The organism is Leptolyngbya sp. CCNP1308, from assembly GCF_034932455.1.
In the GTDB taxonomy this organism is placed as follows: domain Bacteria; phylum Cyanobacteriota; class Cyanobacteriia; order Phormidesmidales; family Phormidesmidaceae; genus Nodosilinea.
Map to the genome: position 1 here is coordinate 74829 of NZ_JAYGIH010000077.1, position 17313 is coordinate 92141.

Sequence of the window (17313 nt, forward strand, 5' to 3'; positions counted from 1 at the left end):
TAATGCCTGAAGAAACTTAGGGCTATGGGATCGGTCGGATTCAGGGGCGATCCTCAGGCTATCCACTGCGGCCCTGCGGCCCTGCACTATGCAGCCAGGGCTACATAGGCCCCTAAAAACGGTGACTATACTAGGGGCGACCCCGCTCCTGGGCTATTGCCATGGCATCCCTCACCCGGCGCACCAAAATTGTTGCCACCATCGGCCCCGCTAGCAGTTCTAAAGCCACCCTCAAGCAGATGATCGACGCGGGCATGAATGTGGCCCGCCTCAACTTTTCCCACGGCAGCTACGACGATCACGCCCGGATGATTGCCCTGCTGCGCCAGGTGTCCCAGGAGCACGACACCCCCATCACCCTGCTGCAAGACCTCCAAGGGCCAAAAATTCGCGTGGGTCAGCTGCCCACCGGCACCGTCGAACTGCGAGAAGGCGTCACCGTAGACCTGGTGCCCCTCGATCAGGTGGGCGCTGTCCCCGACAGCATAGGCATCGACTACCCCCACTTGGCAGAAGAGGCTCAGCCGGGCATGCAGATTTTGCTCGACGATGGCCTGCTAGAGCTCACGGTTGAGGCCGTGACCGAGACCACCGTCACCTGCCGAGTGATTCAAGGTGGGCCGCTAAAAAGCCGCAAGGGGGTCAACCTACCCGAGCTCAACCTGCGCCTGCCCTCCCTCACCGATAAAGACAAGCAGGACGTAGCGTTTGGCGTTTCCCAAGGGGTCGATATTATCTCCCTCAGCTTTGTGCGTCAGGCCCAGGATATTCTCACCCTGAGGTCGCTGCTGAAATCGCTGGGGGCCGACCACACCCCGGTGCTAGCCAAGATCGAAAAGCCCCAGGCCATCCGCAACCTGGCTGAAATTCTCGATGTGGTGGATGCCATTATGGTGGCCCGGGGCGACCTGGGGGTCGAAATGCGGGCCGAAAAGGTGCCGATGCTGCAAAAACACATCATCCGCGAGTGCAACACCCGCTGCATTCCGGTGATTACCGCTACCCAGATGCTGGAGAGCATGATTCACAACCCGCGCCCCACCCGGGCCGAGGCCAGCGACGTGGCCAACGCCATTCTCGACGGCACCGACGCAGTCATGCTGTCGGGGGAGTCGGCGGTGGGGGCGTTTCCGGTGCGGGCGGTGGAGATGCTGGCCCGCATTGCCATCGACGTCGAGCAAGACCTCCAGTTTATCAACCAGCCCGCCGCCCTCAACGACGAAACCCACGCCCTGAGCGAAGCCCTCAACGCCATCGACTCAACCCTCGATCTCAAGTACATTGTCTGTTTTACCGAGACGGGCTACACCGCCACCATTGCCTCCGGCGAACGACCCAATGCGATTGTGGTGGCCTGCACCCCCAAGCCAACTGTCTACCACTGGATGAACCTGATCTGGGGCGTCAAGCCCGTACTGCTGGACGACTTTCCCCGCTCCTTTGAGGAGATGGTCACCACCGCCGAGAGCAGTCTGCTGAGCCGGGGTTTAGTCGAGCCTGGCGACAAGCTGCTGGTGTTGGGCGGGGTTCCCGCCAACACCCCCAAGGGCACTAACTTTCTTAAAATTCACACCGTAGAGACGCGATCGCGTTAGGGTTGCCGACCTAGGAGGATGCCAGCTCAATATTCAACTTAAATAGACGGTGCTACGGCGACTCTGGCAAAAACTGTAGGCCATAGCGGCTGGCGATCGCTGCGACTTGACTGCGATCGAGGGGTTGATCTTTAGGCAACTGGTCGATCTCAACAAAAAACTGCTCGAATCCGCCGGGGGTCATAGTGTTCATGGCCATGCCAGGTTCTGAGCCAATATTGCGAAAGGTGTGGGGAATGTGAGCCGGTAGATGCACCAGATCCCCTGGGTTCGCCATCACCGTTTCATCGCCAAAGCGAAACTCGTAGGTGCCCTTGAGAATGTAGAACAGCTCGTCCTCGTGCTCATGCACATGGAGCGGGGGGCCACCCTTGGGGGGCGTATTGCTAATCACCACCGAGTAGGCTCCGTTGGTCTGCGAACCCATGACTTTGCCGACAATTTCTAGGCCAAAAATATGCCAGGTGGTGCCGGCATCAGAGTCAACCCAGAACGGGGCCGAGGCGCTTGCTGGCGGGTTGACATCGGTGGTATCTGCCCAGGTAAGCGGCGGGCGACTGCCTAGGGCCAAGATAACCAGCGTGATCACAACCCCGATCGCAGCCCAGCAGAGGCGTCGCAGCGAAAAGTATCGGCTGAAGTCAAACAAGTTAGGTCGAATAGTCATGGTGAAGCCGACGGTCCAGCGTAGCTGATAGTCAGTAACTAAAACTGGAGCTACTATACCGCCAAGAACTCCTGAATTACGTCATTGGTGAGTTCGCTGGTGGGGCCGTTGGCCACGATGGTGCCCCGCTGCATGGCGTAGTAGTAGTCGGCTTGGCGCACAAAGTGCAGGTGCTGCTCTACCAGCAGCACCGAAATGCCGGTGGTGCGAACAATCTTCTTCACCGCCGCCTCGATGTCGAGAATGATCGAGGGCTGAATGCCTTCGGTGGGTTCGTCGAGCACCAGTAGTTTGGGCTGGCCCATGATGGCGCGGGCGATCGCCAGCTGCTGCTGCTGACCACCGCTGAGGTCGCCCCCCATGCGATCGAGCATGGTCTTGAGCACCGGAAACAGCTCGTAGATCTCCTCGGGCACTTCTTTTTGTACCTTGCCTCGGCTGCCTAGGGCCTCCTGGCCAATGATCAAATTCTCCCGCACCGTTAGCCGGGGGATCACCTCTCGGCCCTGGGGCACGTAGCCAATGCCCATGCGGGCTCTGCGATCGGGAGGAAAGCTGTTGACCACCTGGCCCTCAAACCGAATTTCGCCCGTGCGCGGTCGCAGCACCCCCATGATGTTTTTGAGCATGGTGGTTTTGCCCACGCCGTTGCGACCAATCAGGCACACCATTTGGCCCTTGGGGATGCTCATGCTCACATCCCGCAGAATGTGGCTTTCGCCATAGTAAAAATTCAGCCCCGAGACCTCAAGCATGGGTGCCGTCATGGGGTCTTGTAGCGCCGGGGTAGGGAGGGTGGTGGTCATAGGAATTTTGGATTTTAGAGTTTGGATTTGCGGTGGCTTGCCGTAGGGGCAGACCCACTGTCTGCCCAAATCTTTGACCATTGAGGGGGCCAGGGATCGGGTGACTTTGGGGTGTTGCCAGAGATTTTGGCTATTGCCCCAGGCCCCCGACCCCTTAGCCTTGCGCCAATTCTTCGAGGGCGGCGGCTTCGAGGCGGATGACGGTGTCGGGGGGCAGGCTAAGCAGGTTCAGCAGCTTTTGGTAGATCACTGCCTCGGACTGGTTGATCTGGTTCGAGCTAATCACCTCGTAGCTGAGCATGAGGGCTTCTTCGCGCTGGGCCTGGGTAGTGAGGTGGGGCACTAGCTCCTCTAGCGGAATTTCTGTAGCCAGCAGATTTCTGAGATCGTCCCGCAGCTCGACCTGATCTTCGGGGGCGTGGGCAAACTTGCGGCTGAGGCGATCGAGAATTACCTCCTGCTGCACATCGGCAAAGTTGTCATCGGCCCAGGCCATAGTGGCGGCGATGCGCAGCAGCAGCATTTGCTCAGGAGTTAGCCCCGTTTCTTTACCGAGATAAACCTCGATCACCTTGGGGTCGGTCTGCACCTCGTCCATGGTGCCCTCAAACAGCACGCTGCCCTGGTGCAGTACGGTGACTTGGCGGGCGATCTGGCGCACAAATTCCATGTCGTGCTCAATCACCACAATGGAGTGGCTTTCGGCTAGTGACATCAGCAGCTTGCCGGTCTGCTCAGTCTCTTCGTCGGTGAGGCCCGCCACCGGCTCATCCACCAGCAGCAGGTCGGGCGACTGAGCCACCAGCATGCCGATCTCAAGCCACTGCTTCTCGCCGTGGGAGAGCAGCGCGGCGGGAACATCGGCTTTGTGGTCGAGGCCAATGGTTTCGAGCAGACCGCCCACGGTGCGCTTTTCGGCGGGCGGGGCTTTTTTGAACAGGGTGGAGAAGACGTTTTTATTGCGGTTGCAGGAGAGGTCGAGGTTTTCGCGGGGGGTGAGGTTGAGGTAGACGCGGGGGGTTTGAAACTTGCGGCCAATGCCCAGGCGCGAAATCTCGTGTTCCTTATACTTGCGCAGGTCTTGGCCCTTGAAGTAAGCCGCGCCCTCGGTAGGCTTGGTTTTGCCGCTGATTACGTCTAAGAAAGTAGTTTTGCCCGCGCCGTTGGGGCCAATAATCACCCGCAGCTCGCCTTCGTTCATACTGAAGTTGAGGTTGTTGATGGCTTTAAAGCCATCAAAGCTGACGGTGACGTCTTTGATCTCTAGAACTTTGGTGCTCATGGGGGAGTGGATGGGTAAAAGGGGGGTGACCGGGCAGGGTGGGCACCGCCCACCATTGGGTTTGAGGTTCGGTGACGTATTGGGCTGCCGCAGATGTGCTAGCCGGTTAAGGCTGGCGGATGGCGGGCAATGCCTTTGACGGTTCGCCCGTTGTTGAGCTGGGCTAGTTGGTGGGCAATGCCCACCCTACGGTGGACTGGTTTCTAAACGGATACAGTGCGATCGCAGATGATTTGTGGAATGGATGGGTGTGGGAACCTAGGTTAAAGGGTGGGCATTGCCTACCCTACTTTTCGGCGAACTCGGGGGTTTCGACTACCGCTTCGACCTCAGCCTCATCAGCTAAGTAGGGCAAATCGGTGGAAGACAGGCCCAGGGCTGAGCTAACTGTGGGGCCAAACTGGCGGCGACCCCAGCCAATAATGCCATCGGGCAGCGCCGTCACCACAATCAGGAACAGCGCCCCCTGGAAGAACAGCCACACATCGGGGAAGCGCTCACTGAGCAGGCTGCGGGCCATATTGACCAGCACCGCTCCCAGCACTGCGCCCACCAGGGTGGCGCGCCCGCCCACGGCGACCCAGATCACCATCTCAATCGAGAAGGCGATATCCATCACCTGGGGGGAAATAATGCCCGACTGCACGGTGTAGAGCGCCCCGGCAATACCCGCGATCGCCCCTGAGACCGCAAATACCAGCACCTTAAACGCCGTCGGGTCATAGCCCGAGAAACGCACCCGGTTTTCGTCGTCGCGAATGGCCACCAGCATGCGGCCAAACCGCCCGCTGGTCAGCCAGCGGCAGAGGACGTACATGGCAATCAGAGCGATCACCGTGCTGATGTAGAAAAACATCCGCATGCCGTCGCTGCCCACCTGCTGCCCCATAAACACCGAGGTTGAGGTCTTGAGACCGTTGGTGCCGTTGATCAGCTTCTGCTGACCGTTGAACAGGTTGAAAAACACCACCAGGGCGGCCTGGGTCAAAATCGAGAAATACACCCCGCGAATGCGGTTGCGAAACACCAGGTAGCCCAGCAGCCCCGCCACGATCGCCGGGATGGTAAAAATCGCCAGCAGCGTAAACGGCAGTGAGTTAAAAGGCTGCCAAAACAGCGGCAGCTCACTGACTCCGTAGAGGCTAAAGAAATCTGGCAGCTGGCCCTCACCGAGCGTGTTGAGCTCTAGGTACATGGCAAAGGCATAGCCCCCCAGGGCAAAAAATATGCCGTGGCCCAGGCTGAGCAAGCCGGTAAAACCCCAGATTAAATCGATCCCTAGGGCGACAATGGCCAGGGCCAAAAACCGCCCCAGCAAATTGAGGCGAAAACCCGACAGCAGCATCGGCATGATCACAATCAGGATGAGGGCGATCGCAATCACCGCGATCGCCTCGATCATGAATTTGCGCTTTTGGCTGGCCTGGGCCGCGCGGCGCGGCTGGGTTGTAATGTCAGCAGTCATAGCCTATAGCTCCACCGAACGCCCTTTCGGCGGGAACAGCCCAGCGGGCCGCACCTGCAAAAAGGCAATAATTAACGCGAAAACCAGCACCTTGGCCATGCTCGTCGTGGCAAAGAAGGTAAAGAAGCCAATGATGGGCTGAAAGAAATCCGTCGGCGGAAACAGCAGCGCCATGGTGCCCGAGCCCAGCAGGTAGGTGGTAATGCCAATGACGAGAGCCGCCACAATGCTGCCCACCAGCTTGCCAACCCCGCCGACTACCACCACCATGAACGCATCCACAATGTAGTTGCTGCCCAGGTTGGGGCCGACCGAACCCAGCAGCGTCACCGCAAACCCAGCAATACCCGCCAGCCCAGAGCCTAGGGCAAAGGTGATTGCATCCACCTGCCCGGTGGGAATGCCCAAACAGGCGCTCATGCCCCGGTTTTGGGTCACTGAGCGAATCCGCAGACCCCAGGCCGTGCCGTTGAGAAACCAGTAGACCGCCACCAGGCAAATAATGGTGAGAGCAATAATAAACAGTCGCGCCGAGGGAAACTGCATGGTGTTGCCCAGGGTAACGCCCCCCCGCAGCCAGCTTGGCGGCGTCACATCCACGTTGCGGGCCCCAAACCAGGGGCGAGCGAACTGGGCGCTGCCAGAGCTTTGAGCCAAAAACCAGGTCAGCGCTGCGATCGCACCACTCAGCCCCAAAAACACCGGGTTTGCCCAGCCCAATATCCGACTCCAGTCGGTGTAACGGGTCAGCACCCAGCGACCGATAAAAAACAGCGCCGCAAACACAACCAGACCCATCAACATCGGCCAGCTGACGCTGCGAATAAACTGAATCAAGATCAGGCTCACTCCCCAGGTGGCCAACAGCGTTTCTAGGGGGCGACCATACAGGTAGCGAATTACGGTGCGCTCTAGCAATAGACCAATCGCCGCAGACACCAAAAACGCCAGGGGCAGCGCCGCAAAAATATAGATCTCTGGGGCAATCCCCCCCATGCTTTTGGCCGCATTCTGCACCAAAAACGTAGTGTAGGCCCCAAACATCATCAGTTCACCGTGGGCCAGATTAATGACCCCCATCAAGCCAAACACAATCGCCAAGCCCAGGGCCACAATCAACAGCACCGCACCAATGCTAATGCCGTTAAACAGGCCACCAATTAAGCCTTCTAACACAGCTCTTACCGCTTTCAGAACAACTCACAATCTGCGGGGCGTCACCGCCTCTGTCCACAGAATCTAGTTAAAACTCAGTAGATACTAAGGGTAGCCCCGCACTAGAAAAGTCCATCTTTAACAAAATTAGGTTAAGTCAAGGTTCTGCCCAATCTCAGTATTCAAAGCCTACTTGCCTTGGATTTTCTTAACAGTCATCCCCGGCTCGAGCGCGGCAGGTGAATGATCTAAACAGACTCAAAAACCAGGTTTAAAGCGCTTAAGGTGAGACCCTACGCATTAACTGAAGCCTCGTTAGTAGGGGCGAAAGATAACGAAGTTCCCTCGGTCTGGTTAAGGTTTAAACCTAAACAGATCCAGCCATGGAATTCTGTCTGGAGAAAAACTCCAAATCCCGAGCTGAATTTGGTATATCCAAACTAGTTGGGACTGATCTATTTGGAACTTATACAGAGAGCGAGGACACAGATACCTGCACCCCCGCCTCATTTCTATGACCGCATCACCATAGCCGTCGCCTAGATATCGAACCTTTCACCCTTAGCGGGGTCAGACCAGTCGCAGCCAACGCCAATGGTGTCGGGTACAAACTGGTTCCAGGGCAGCGGGTCAATGGGGCCATCGGTTTCCCAAATAATTTCAAACAGGCCGTCCTCCATGACTTCTCCAAGCCGTACTGTCTTAGACAGGTGGTGGTTGGTGTTCATGGTTACGGGGCCTTCGGGGGCAGCCATTTCCTGGCCGTAGGCCGCTGTCCGTACCTCAGGAATATCGAAAGTTCCGGCGGCCTCTACCGCCTGCTTCCACAGGTAAACCATAATGTAGGCGGCTTCCATGGGGTCGTTGGTGACTCGGTCTTCACCAAACTCGGCCTTAAAGTCGGCCACCCACTTTTCGTTTTCGGGGGTTTCTACGGTTTGGAAGTAGTTCCACGAAGCCAGGTGTCCGACTAGAAACTCGGGGCCAATCTGGCGAACTTCTTCTTCAGCCACGCTCACCGACATCACAGGATAGAGATCGGGCCCCATCCCCGCGCCCTGAAGCTGCTTAAAGAAGGCGACGTTGCTGTCACCGTTGAGGCTGTTGAAGATCACGCCGCCATCGGGTAGGGCGGCACGGATCTTGGTGATGATAGGAGTGACTTCGGTGTTGCCCAAGGGCAGGTAGTCTTCACCCACCGTGTTGCCGCCCTTGGCTTTGAGCTGCTCTTTAATAATGGTATTGGCCGTCCGGGGAAAGACGTAGTCGGAGCCAACCAGGAAGAAGTCGGTGCCCTTGTTCTCGATCAGCCAGTCTACAGCGGGCTCAATCTGCTGGTTAGGCGCTGCCCCAGTGTAAAAGATATTCTTCGAGCACTCTTGGCCTTCGTACTGCAGCGGGTACCACAGCATGTGGTCTTTGGACTCAAACACCGGCAGCATGGCCTTACGGCTGGCGGAAGTCCAACCGCCGAACACAACGGCTACCTGGTCTTGGTCGATGAGTTTTTCAGCCTTCTCAGCAAAGGTAGGCCAGTCAGAAGCACCGTCTTCGACTACGGCCTCGATTTGTCGGCCCAGCACCCCGCCAGCGGCGTTGATTTCTTTGATGGCCAGCTGCTCAGCATCAACTACCGTGGTTTCACTGATGGCCATAGTGCCACTGAGGGAGTGCAGAATGCCCACTTTGATAGTTTCGCCATCGGCGGCGGCGGTGTCGGTGCTGCCGTCGGTTGTGCCAGTGTCAGTGGTGGTAGTCGTACCGCCACAGGCTTTGAGCAGCATAGAGGTGCCCAGGGTGGCCGACCCATAAACCAAAAACTTCCGTCGATTAAATCGAGTTACCATTCAACCTCGCTCCTGACTCTTTAATGGAAGACTTGTCTTACTCGAGAATTCACGTAGACCGTCAGAGTGGATATTAGGAGGTGTGATTGGCAGCAAATGTAGCGTAGCGTACAAAAACCTCCCCTTTCTTGTAACGTTTATGAGATGTATGCCTTCCAACGACCTCTTTCTAAGGACAGATTTTGGGCGATCGCAGCAACCAAACCGATCCCTTGGCTGCACCAAAGCCGCTGCCGGGGTCTGCGTCGATACGCTCAAACCGTTTCCAGCTAAGGGATTGAGGCCACCGGCTCAGCCGCAGCGTGGTAGCTGATGAAGTCAATAATGGTGGCCAAACCCGCCTGGGTTTTGAGGTTGGTGAAGCCAAAGGGGCGATCGCCCCGCATCTTCCGCGCATCGCGCTCCATCACCTCTAGGCTGGCCCCAACCATGGGAGCCAGGTCGATTTTGTTAATCACCAAAAAGTCTGACTTGGTGATCCCTGGACCGCCCTTGCGGGGGATTTTGTCTCCGGCAGCCACGTCGATCACGTAGAGGGTCAAATCGACCAGCTCGGGGCTAAAGGTGCTGGCCAGGTTGTCGCCGCCGCTCTCCACAAACACCAGATCGAGGGGATTGAACCGTGCCTCCAGGTCTTCGATCGCCACCAGGTTCATCGAGGCATCTTCGCGGATGGCGGTGTGGGGGCAGCCGCCGGTCTCGACCCCGACGATGCGATCGGGGCTCAGCGCCTGGCTACGCACCAAAAACTGGGCGTCTTCCTGAGTGTAGATGTCATTGGTGACGACCGCAATGGAGTAGCGATCGCGCAGCGCCTTACACAACGCATCCACCAGGGCCGTCTTGCCCGAGCCCACCGGGCCAGCCACACCAACGCGAAAGGGAGTTGCCATGTCTGCTCAAGCCAACATTGGGATGCTCGATATCTTACACCGCCTATCGGGCCGAAATGCCTCGCCGAAATGCCTTAGCTGCCTCTAAGCGAGATATTTCGGCCATCAGCACGCAGCGGGACAGCAGTTCGATGTCAAGGCTAGACAATTCAGCAATCTCACTGCGGTAAACCCGACCATAGCCATTGGTTTCAAGATGATACAGACTCAGCAATCCATCTTCCCAAAACCAGACCTCCGGCACGCCCAGCACCCGGTACCGTTCCAGTTTGGTGATGTTGCCCCTGGTGAACGTCACCTCAATGGCGAGGTCGGGGATTGCTTTGGGCCCCCCCATGCAGTAAGACTCATCGGCCTGAGCAAAGGCCTCACCCTCCCGCTCCTGATCCATTGACCCAGTGGGATAAAACTCAATGCCCTGCTCTACAAAGAAAATTTCTAGCAAAAACGCGATTATCGACTTAAAAAACTCATGGTCGCGTCCGGGCATAAGAATTTCAACGGTGCCGTCGTAGTAGAACAGCCGCACCCCAGGGCAGCCCTCCAGGCCCTTCTGGATGAGCTTAAATTGCTCCCAACTGCGATCGCCATAGGTCACTCGTTGGTCAGCGGTAGGGCTAAGGACTGGCGGCATAGCAAACAACCTCATCCTGCCTTTAAATCCTACTTCAAACCAAAGGCCCCAGAGTTTTTCAAAAACTCTGGGGCCTGAGCTAGCTGCAATTAGCCGCCTAATTTTTCTCTGGGTTAACTGTACTTTTCGTTGGAGGCGGTCTCCAGGTCAAATAGCACCTGTAGGGTCTGCATCGCCCGCTTGCGGGCCTCAATGTCGCGCTGGGCGCGCAGTTGCACCATCGGGTCGTGGAGAATTTTGTTAACGATGCCACGGGTGAGGGCTTCGATCACCTCCTGGTGCTTTTCGGCAAACTCACTGCCCAGGCGCGACAGAGCCTTCTCTAGCTCTTGCTCACGGATGGTCTCGACCTTGCTGCGCAGGCTGCTGATGGTGCCCACGGTGTCGAGCGATCGCCACCAGTCCATAAAGCTCTCCACCTCCTGGTCAAGCAGCCCCTGGGCCTCCATCGCCATGCGGCGGCGGCTGGCCTGGTTTTGGGCCACCACCGCCTTGAGGTCATCCACGTTGAAGGCGTGGACATTGTTTAGCTCATTGGCGTTGGTGTGCACGTTGAGGGGCACGGCAATGTCAAACAGCATCAGGGTGCGGTTGGCAGCTACCAGTGGCGCTAGATTTTCCCGGTGCAGCAGCGGCTCGGTGGCAGAGGTGCAGGTAAACATCACATCACAGACCTGTACCGTGTCCAGCATGGCATCGAGGGTGCCGGTGCGAATATCGGCATCGGGGAACTGCTTAGCCAGCTCGTTGGCCCGGTCAATGGTGCGGTTGAGAATGGTGATCGTGCAGGACTCCTTGGAGACCAGGTGCTGCACTAGCAGGCGAGCCATCTTGCCCGCGCCCAAAATGCTGACGTGGCAGCTGTTCAGGTGGGGCACCTTCATCCGGGCCAGCTCTACGGCGGCGGAGCTAATGGAGACCGCCCCGGTGCCAATGCTGGTCTCGCTGCGCACGCGCTTACCGGCGGTGAGGGATTGTTTGAGGAGGCGATCGAGCACCCGGCCAATGCTCTTGTGCTGCTGGGCCAGCTGGTGGGCGTGCTTCACCTGGGCCAAGATTTGCCCTTCGCCCAGCACCAGGCTGTCGAGGCCTGCGGCCACCCGCATCAGGTGGTTGACCGCATCCTGGTGCAGCAGAATAAACAGGTGCTGGCGCAGCTCGTGGAGGGGCAGGCCACTGTGCTCGGAGAGAAACTGGGTCACCTCGCGAATGCCCTGCTCGGTCTCCTCAGTCACGATGTGGATTTCGAGCCGGTTGCAGGTGCTGAGAATCGAGACTTCGTCGATGTGGGGGCAATGGGTGAGATGGGCGATCGCGTCACCTGTCTGAGCCGTCGGAATGCTAAGTTTTTCGCGAATTTGCACCGGGGCGGTTTTGTGGCTCAGGCCAATTACGGCGATATTCATTCTTCCTCCACGCGTTTAAAAGTCACCTAATTTATGGTGTCGACAGATCCTTGGTGGCGGCCAGGTCACCTGGGGAATGGCCACGCCAAAGGTTGCTGCGTACACAATTGCCAATATGTTTGAACTTAGGGACAAACAGGGCCCGACTCAAGGAAACTCAACAAAAGTCCATCAAAAACTGTGAACACAGCCCTATCCGAATCCAGAATTGAAGTGCTGCCCGTAGAAAAACAACAGATCCCAAGCTGGGCTTGGTACAGGCAAAAAAAGAGATGCAGGATTCCCACATCTCTAGGCTAACGAATTAAACCCGTACTCTGGGACGTTTCTCAAGTCCGTAAGCAACTATGCGTCCCCCCTCCATGCCGTCTAAAAGGCTAGCTTTACCCCCCTTACTAAGGGGGGCAGGGGAATCAACTCAAGCAACTCAATACACTTAGGATCGCTTAGTGCAGCTGGAGAGCTTTGGGCTGGTCAACCATGTGGATGGTGTCGACAAAGCGAGCGGTCTTCGACTGGCTAGAGATGACCAGCGACTGGGTTCGCATGCCGCCGTGGAAAAAGCGCACCCCTTCCATCAGTTCGCCGGGGGTGATGCCGGTGGCGGCAAACAGCACGGTCTCGCCAGAGGCTAGCTCGTGGGCATCGTAGACTTTGTCGATGTCGGTAATGCCCATTTCGTTGAGGCGAGCAATGTTGGCTTCTTTGCTTTCGCCAATCAGGCCGGTTTTGACCACGGCGGGGTCATAGATCAGCTGCCCCTGGAAGTGGCCCCCTAGGCAGCGCATGGCGGCGGCGCTAATCACCCCTTCAGGAGCCGCACCGATGCCCATCAGGGCGTGGGTGTTGGTGCCGGAGAAGGCGCAGGAGATGGCGGCACCGACGTCGCCGTCGGCGATCAGCTTGACGCGGGCACCGGCATCGCGGATTTCTTTGATCAGGTCGTTGTGGCGATCGCGCTTCATGACCACGACCACCAGTTCGTCAATGCCGCGATCGAGGCACTCGCCCAAAATCTTCAGGTTTTCAGTGGCCGACTTGTTGATGTCAACTTTGCCCTTGGCCTGGGCCGGAGCCGCCAGCTTCTTCATGTAGAAGTCGGGCGCGGCAAACAGCCCGCCTTTTTCAGAAATGGCCAGCACCGCCATGGAGCCGTTTTGGCCGTAGGCCACCAGGTTAGTGCCTTCGCAGGGGTCAACGGCGATGTCAATTTCGAGCAGTTCGTCGGGATTGCAGTAATCGGTGGCATTGGGCTGGGTGCAAATACCCACCTCTTCACCGATGTAGAGCATCGGTGCATCGTCCCGCTCGCCCTCGCCGATCACGATGCGACCGCGCATGTGGATTTTGTTCATGCGCTCTCGCATGGCTTCTACCGCCACCTGGTCAGCGATGTTTTTTTCGCCTTTGCCCATCCACCGGGACGATGCGATCGCAGCCTGTTCGACAACCTCAATAATCTCAAGACCGAGGGTACTTTCCACGGGATCAATCCTCCAAACTGCCTATATTTAGTGGGTTTCGCGTTCCCCATCTCGATTTCCCAGTCTATCAGACGGTGGGATCAAGGCATAGGGAATTGTGCTGAGCTGGGCAGAGAATGAAGGAAGCATGGGGAAGATGAGGATATGGAGCGATGGGGAAGAAGAGAGTACACCTGTCTCCTCCTTATCCCCTCATCTTTCTCATCCCCTCACCTTTTCCCCTAGGGCACCGTATACACCGATTCCACCGCCGGTAGCTCACCTCGCGACACGAGCGCCTGGTGAATCATGGCGACGATCTCGGCTCGGGTAGCGGCCTGGGCTGGCTTGAGCTGGTCGCGGTTGGGGTAGTTGACCACCAGGGCATTTTCGGCGGCAGCGGCTACCTTGGGTCTCGCCCAAGACGGCAGCGGATTGGAGTCAACAAAGGCTTGTAGGGCTTGATCTGGGTCGGGCGAGTCGGCCAGGCCCAGGCCAGTGGCGAGGGAGACCAGCACCTCGTAGCGAGGCACGGCCTGGTCGGGGCGAAAGTCTCCTTCGGGGTAGCCGTTCATAAAGCCCTGGGAGACGGCGTTGTCGATGGCTGGGGCCGCCCAGTAGGTACCGGGTACATCGCTAAAGGTGCGCACCGAGCCCTCGCGGGGGGCGTTGCCAAAGGCCTGGCTGAGCAGGGCCGCCAGTTCGGCCCGGGTGAGGGTCTGATCTGGCTGAAAACCACTTTCGGGGAAGTCGGGCAGATAGCCTTCATCGAACATCGGCTTAATAAAGGGATAAGCCCAATGATTCGTCGGTACGTCTGAAATGTCTATGGGCTGAGTGGCCTCGGTTGCCTCGGTCGCCTCGGTCGGCACCGCAGTGGGGGCCGCTGGCACCGCAATCCCCGGTGCTGATTCCCGCGGCACCGCAGCAGAGCGCCGATCGTCAGGGCCAAAACCCGGTAGCCCAGCAGCCCCTAATGCGGGATCCCGCCGGGGGCGTTGGTTGGAGACCGGCCCTTGGCCATCGCCCCGCTCAAAGGTGCGCGACTCAAAACCTTCCCCGATCCCCTCTGGTTCTATCTGGGTGGGGGAGGACGGTACTTCGGTACGCCGCATCAACCCCTGATCGGCCAGTAACCCCTGGCTGCGGGTCAGGCCCCACCACAGGATGGAGCCTATACCCAAAAAGGCCAGCACCACCGCCAGTAGCTCGTCGGGCTCAAGGATGCGACGTTCTCGGGGCGGGGGGCCGCCCAAGCGGCCAGCATCAGGCGAGTTGGGCGGATCGGGGGGTAGATTTACCATGGTTTAACAGTCTGGCAGCAACGTCCAGGGTTATCCTACCAGAGCCGGTTGGCGTTCTGGGGTAACCATGGGATTGCCGGCTTCGTCCAGGTCGAGGCGGGCGCGATCGCCTTCCTCGAGTGTGCCCGACAAAATTGCCTCGGCCAGGGTGTCTTCGACCAGGCGCGCGATCGCCCGCCGCATGGGGCGAGCCCCGTAGCGCTGGTCGTAGCCTTCACCCGCCAGCCGCGTACGGAAGGCGTCGGATAGGGTCACTTCCATCTGACGATCGGCCAGGCGTTTGTTGACCTGTTCTAGCATGAGGTCGGCGATCTGGTTGACTTCGTCGCGGGTGAGCTGGCGGAAGACGATGATTTCATCGATCCGATTCAGCATTTCCGGACGGAAGTACTGCTTCATCTCCTCATTCACGAGGTTGCGGATGTTGTTGTACTGGCTAGTGGCCGCATCGGTGGTGGCAAAATCAAAGCCGAGGCCCGCACCACCTTTCTCAATCACCTGCGACCCAATATTCGAGGTCATGATGATCAGAGTGTTCTTGAAGCTCACCGCCCGCCCTTTGGCGTCGGTCAGCCGCCCGTCGTCGAGCACCTGCAACAGCAGGTTAAAGACCTCAGGGTGAGCCTTTTCGATCTCATCCATCAGAATGACGCTGTAGGGCTTGCGGCGCACTGCTTCGGTGAGTTGACCGCCTTCGTCGTAGCCCACGAATCCTGGCGGGGAGCCGATCAGCTTCGACACCGTGTGGCTTTCCATAAACTCCGACATGTCGAGGCGAATCATCGCTTCTTCGGAGCCAAACAGGGCCACGGCCAGAGCCTTAGACAGCTCGGTTTTGCCGACCCCGGTGGGGCCAGAAAATACCAGACTGGCAATGGGGCGATCGCCGCTGGCCAACCCCGATCGCGCCCGGCGAATCGACTTGGCGGCGGCCATCACGGCTTCGTGCTGGCCAATTACCCGCTCGTGGAGCACGTCTTCGAGGTGCAGCAGGCGCACGGCCTCGGTTTCGGTCATCCGGTTCACCGGAATGCCCGTCCAGGCGGCGACGATGTCGGCGATATTTTCTTCATCGACATTGGGCATTGCAGGCAGGCTGTTGGCCGCCGCTTCACCGTATTCAGGGATGTTGGCCTGAAGCTGCTGAATCAGTTCCTGTCGCTGCTCGCGCAGGGTTTTGGCCTTGGGGAACTCTTGCAGCTGAATGGCTTCATCTAGCTCTTTGTTCACCTGGCGCAGCTGCTGCTTAAGTTCCTTCGAGGGGTACTTGGGCATAAACCGCAGTTTCACCTGGGAGCCCGCTTCATCGATCAGGTCGATGGCTTTGTCGGGCAGGTAGCGATCGCTGATGTAGCGATCCGACAGCTTGGCGGCAGCCTCTAGGGCCTCGTCGGTAAAGTTGACCTGGTGAAACTGCTCGTAGCGGCTGCGCACCCCCTGAAGAATCTCAATGGTTTCAGGCACCGAGGGGGGCTTCACCATGACGGGCTGAAAGCGGCGCTCCAGGGCGGCATCGCGCTCGATATATTTGCGGAACTCATCGAGGGTGGTGGCCCCGATGCACTGCATCTCGCCCCGCGCCAGGGCGGGCTTGAGCATGTTGGCGGCGTCAAGGCCACCTTCGAGGGAACCGGCCCCAATCAACGTGTGAATCTCGTCGATTACCAGCACCACATCGGGGTCTTCGCGCACTTCCTGCACCAGCTGGGTGAGGCGCTCTTCAAAGTCGCCCCGAAAGCGGGTGCCCGAGACTAAAGAGCCCATGTCAAGGCTGATTACCCGCTTGGTGATCAGCGCTTCGGGCACGTCTTGGTTGACGATGCGCTGGGCCAGCCCCTCGGCGATCGCCGTCTTGCCCACCCCTGGTTCACCCACCAGAATCGGGTTGTTTTTGGTGCGACGGCCCAGAATCTGCACCACGCGCTCAATTTCCTTGGCGCGGCCTACCACTGGGTCAATTTTGCCAGCGGCAGCCAGGGCGGTGAGGTCGTGGCCAAATTCAGCGAGAATTTTTCCGGTCTTGCGGGAGCCATCGCGATCGCTCTCCCGACGACCGCCAGCGGGCATGGCTGCCACTTCGCCGATATCTTGAATGATGCGGGTGCGCACCTTGGCCGGGTCTACCCCCAGGTTGGTGAGTACCCGATAGGCGACGCTCTCCGTGTTTTGGCAGAGGCTGAGCAGCAGGTGCTCGGGCTCAATATAGGGCGAGTCCATTTTGCGGGCCTCTTGAAAGGCCTGCTCAAATACCTGTTTAACTTTGGGCGTGAAGGGAATTTCAGGCGGTACGCTGCCGCTGCCGCGACCAATGATGGCCTCAACTTCGGCACGGGCATCGTTAATATTGACGCCAAACTCTCCCAGCACCTTGGCCGACAGAGTCGATTCTTCTTTGATCAGGCCTAGCAGCAGTTGCTCGGTGCCGACAAAGTTGTGGCGCAGCCGACGGGCCTCTTCCTGGGCCTTCATAATGACGGCAATGGCGGTGTTGGTGAAATGTTCAAACATGGCGGTTAAGTCAGTACCAGTGGCGTGAGGAGTGACAGAGGGCCGAGATCGACTGGGCAAAGAGTGGGTTAAAGCGGGCTGCGACTGTGGCTAATGCCGAGGCCGCTGGCTCCCAGGACATACGAACCTACTGAGTTATTAATACTTTACGTAGATGCACGCATGCTCCGCAGTGGGGAGAACCGTAGGAAATAGGGAGGGTCTGGCGTTTAGCGGCCAAATCAGCACCAGGGGAGAGACAAACCAGCGGTCGAAAAAGCTCACGGCTAATAGTTTTTCCTTAGAGAT

The 17313-nt window shown here is 58.2% G+C and carries 13 protein-coding genes; 1 reads left to right on the forward strand and 12 read right to left on the reverse strand.

Translation table 11 applies throughout. From position 1 onward, the window contains the following. Nucleotides 1-161 precede the first annotated feature (161 nt). Complete coding sequence (pyk, locus tag VB780_RS22900) at nt 162-1595, forward strand: pyruvate kinase (protein WP_323353503.1); 1434 nt, start codon at nt 162-164, stop codon at nt 1593-1595. A gap of 52 nt (nt 1596-1647) precedes the next feature. Here pyk and VB780_RS22905 read toward each other — a convergent pair whose 3' ends face one another. The 12 genes from VB780_RS22905 to VB780_RS22960 form a co-directional block, all read right to left on the reverse strand. Then, nucleotides 1648-2262 carry a cupin domain-containing protein gene (locus VB780_RS22905; protein WP_323353504.1) on the reverse strand — a complete coding sequence of 205 codons (615 nt, stop codon included), beginning with the start codon at nt 2260-2262 and terminating at the stop codon, nt 1648-1650. Nucleotides 2263-2315: 53 nt separating this feature from the next. After that, nucleotides 2316-3068 carry an urea ABC transporter ATP-binding subunit UrtE gene (gene urtE, locus VB780_RS22910; protein ID WP_323353505.1) on the reverse strand — a complete coding sequence of 251 codons (753 nt, stop codon included), beginning with the start codon at nt 3066-3068 and terminating at the stop codon, nt 2316-2318. A gap of 154 nt (nt 3069-3222) precedes the next feature. After that, a complete protein-coding gene (gene urtD, locus VB780_RS22915) occupies nt 3223-4350 on the reverse strand; it encodes an urea ABC transporter ATP-binding protein UrtD (protein ID WP_323353506.1) in 1128 nt (375 codons plus the stop codon). Between the two features lie 286 nt (nt 4351-4636). Then, nucleotides 4637-5815 (reverse strand): urea ABC transporter permease subunit UrtC, encoded by a 1179-nt coding sequence (urtC, locus tag VB780_RS22920; protein WP_323353507.1) that lies wholly within the window; start codon nt 5813-5815, stop codon nt 4637-4639. A 3-nt stretch (nt 5816-5818) separates the two neighbouring features. Then, complete coding sequence (locus VB780_RS22925) at nt 5819-6991, reverse strand: ABC transporter permease subunit (protein ID WP_323353508.1); 1173 nt, start codon at nt 6989-6991, stop codon at nt 5819-5821. Nucleotides 6992-7509: 518 nt separating this feature from the next. Continuing rightward, entirely contained in the window at nt 7510-8754 is a 1245-nt protein-coding gene (urtA, locus tag VB780_RS22930; protein WP_416349257.1) for an urea ABC transporter substrate-binding protein, read from the reverse strand. A 332-nt stretch (nt 8755-9086) separates the two neighbouring features. Continuing rightward, nucleotides 9087-9710: an urease accessory protein UreG gene (gene ureG, locus VB780_RS22935; RefSeq protein WP_323353510.1), complete on the reverse strand. Its 624-nt coding sequence runs from the start codon at nt 9708-9710 to the stop codon at nt 9087-9089. A 43-nt stretch (nt 9711-9753) separates the two neighbouring features. Then, entirely contained in the window at nt 9754-10344 is a 591-nt protein-coding gene (locus VB780_RS22940; RefSeq protein WP_323353511.1) for a Uma2 family endonuclease, read from the reverse strand. Between the two features lie 113 nt (nt 10345-10457). After that, complete coding sequence (locus VB780_RS22945) at nt 10458-11750, reverse strand: glutamyl-tRNA reductase (RefSeq protein ID WP_323353512.1); 1293 nt, start codon at nt 11748-11750, stop codon at nt 10458-10460. 446 nt (nt 11751-12196) lie between these two features. Continuing rightward, the gene (gene glpX, locus VB780_RS22950) at nt 12197-13234 is read right to left on the reverse strand and encodes a class II fructose-bisphosphatase (protein ID WP_323353513.1); all 1038 of its coding nucleotides are present in this window, start codon (nt 13232-13234) and stop codon (nt 12197-12199) included. A gap of 221 nt (nt 13235-13455) precedes the next feature. Next, nucleotides 13456-14517, reverse strand: a complete 1062-nt coding sequence (locus VB780_RS22955; protein ID WP_323353514.1) for an S-layer homology domain-containing protein — start codon at nt 14515-14517, stop codon at nt 13456-13458. A 30-nt stretch (nt 14518-14547) separates the two neighbouring features. Continuing rightward, complete coding sequence (locus VB780_RS22960) at nt 14548-17025, reverse strand: ATP-dependent Clp protease ATP-binding subunit (protein WP_323353515.1); 2478 nt, start codon at nt 17023-17025, stop codon at nt 14548-14550. Nucleotides 17026-17313 lie beyond the last annotated feature (288 nt).

What these genes read in the sequence shown, in the direction of transcription:
- VB780_RS22960 (WP_323353515.1), bottom strand. Translation starts at nt 17,025, where the DNA reads ATGTTTGAACATTTCACCAACACCGCCATTGCCGTCATTATGAAGGCC.
- ureG (WP_323353510.1), bottom strand. Translation starts at nt 9,710, where the DNA reads ATGGCAACTCCCTTTCGCGTTGGTGTGGCTGGCCCGGTGGGCTCGGGC.
- urtE (WP_323353505.1), bottom strand. Translation starts at nt 3,068, where the DNA reads ATGACCACCACCCTCCCTACCCCGGCGCTACAAGACCCCATGACGGCA.
- pyk (WP_323353503.1), top strand. Translation starts at nt 162, where the DNA reads ATGGCATCCCTCACCCGGCGCACCAAAATTGTTGCCACCATCGGCCCC.
- urtC (WP_323353507.1), bottom strand. Translation starts at nt 5,815, where the DNA reads ATGACTGCTGACATTACAACCCAGCCGCGCCGCGCGGCCCAGGCCAGC.
- VB780_RS22955 (WP_323353514.1), bottom strand. Translation starts at nt 14,517, where the DNA reads ATGGTAAATCTACCCCCCGATCCGCCCAACTCGCCTGATGCTGGCCGC.
- VB780_RS22940 (WP_323353511.1), bottom strand. Translation starts at nt 10,344, where the DNA reads ATGCCGCCAGTCCTTAGCCCTACCGCTGACCAACGAGTGACCTATGGC.
- VB780_RS22945 (WP_323353512.1), bottom strand. Translation starts at nt 11,750, where the DNA reads ATGAATATCGCCGTAATTGGCCTGAGCCACAAAACCGCCCCGGTGCAA.
- urtD (WP_323353506.1), bottom strand. Translation starts at nt 4,350, where the DNA reads ATGAGCACCAAAGTTCTAGAGATCAAAGACGTCACCGTCAGCTTTGAT.
- urtA (WP_416349257.1), bottom strand. Translation starts at nt 8,754, where the DNA reads ATGCTGCTCAAAGCCTGTGGCGGTACGACTACCACCACTGACACTGGC.
- VB780_RS22905 (WP_323353504.1), bottom strand. Translation starts at nt 2,262, where the DNA reads ATGACTATTCGACCTAACTTGTTTGACTTCAGCCGATACTTTTCGCTG.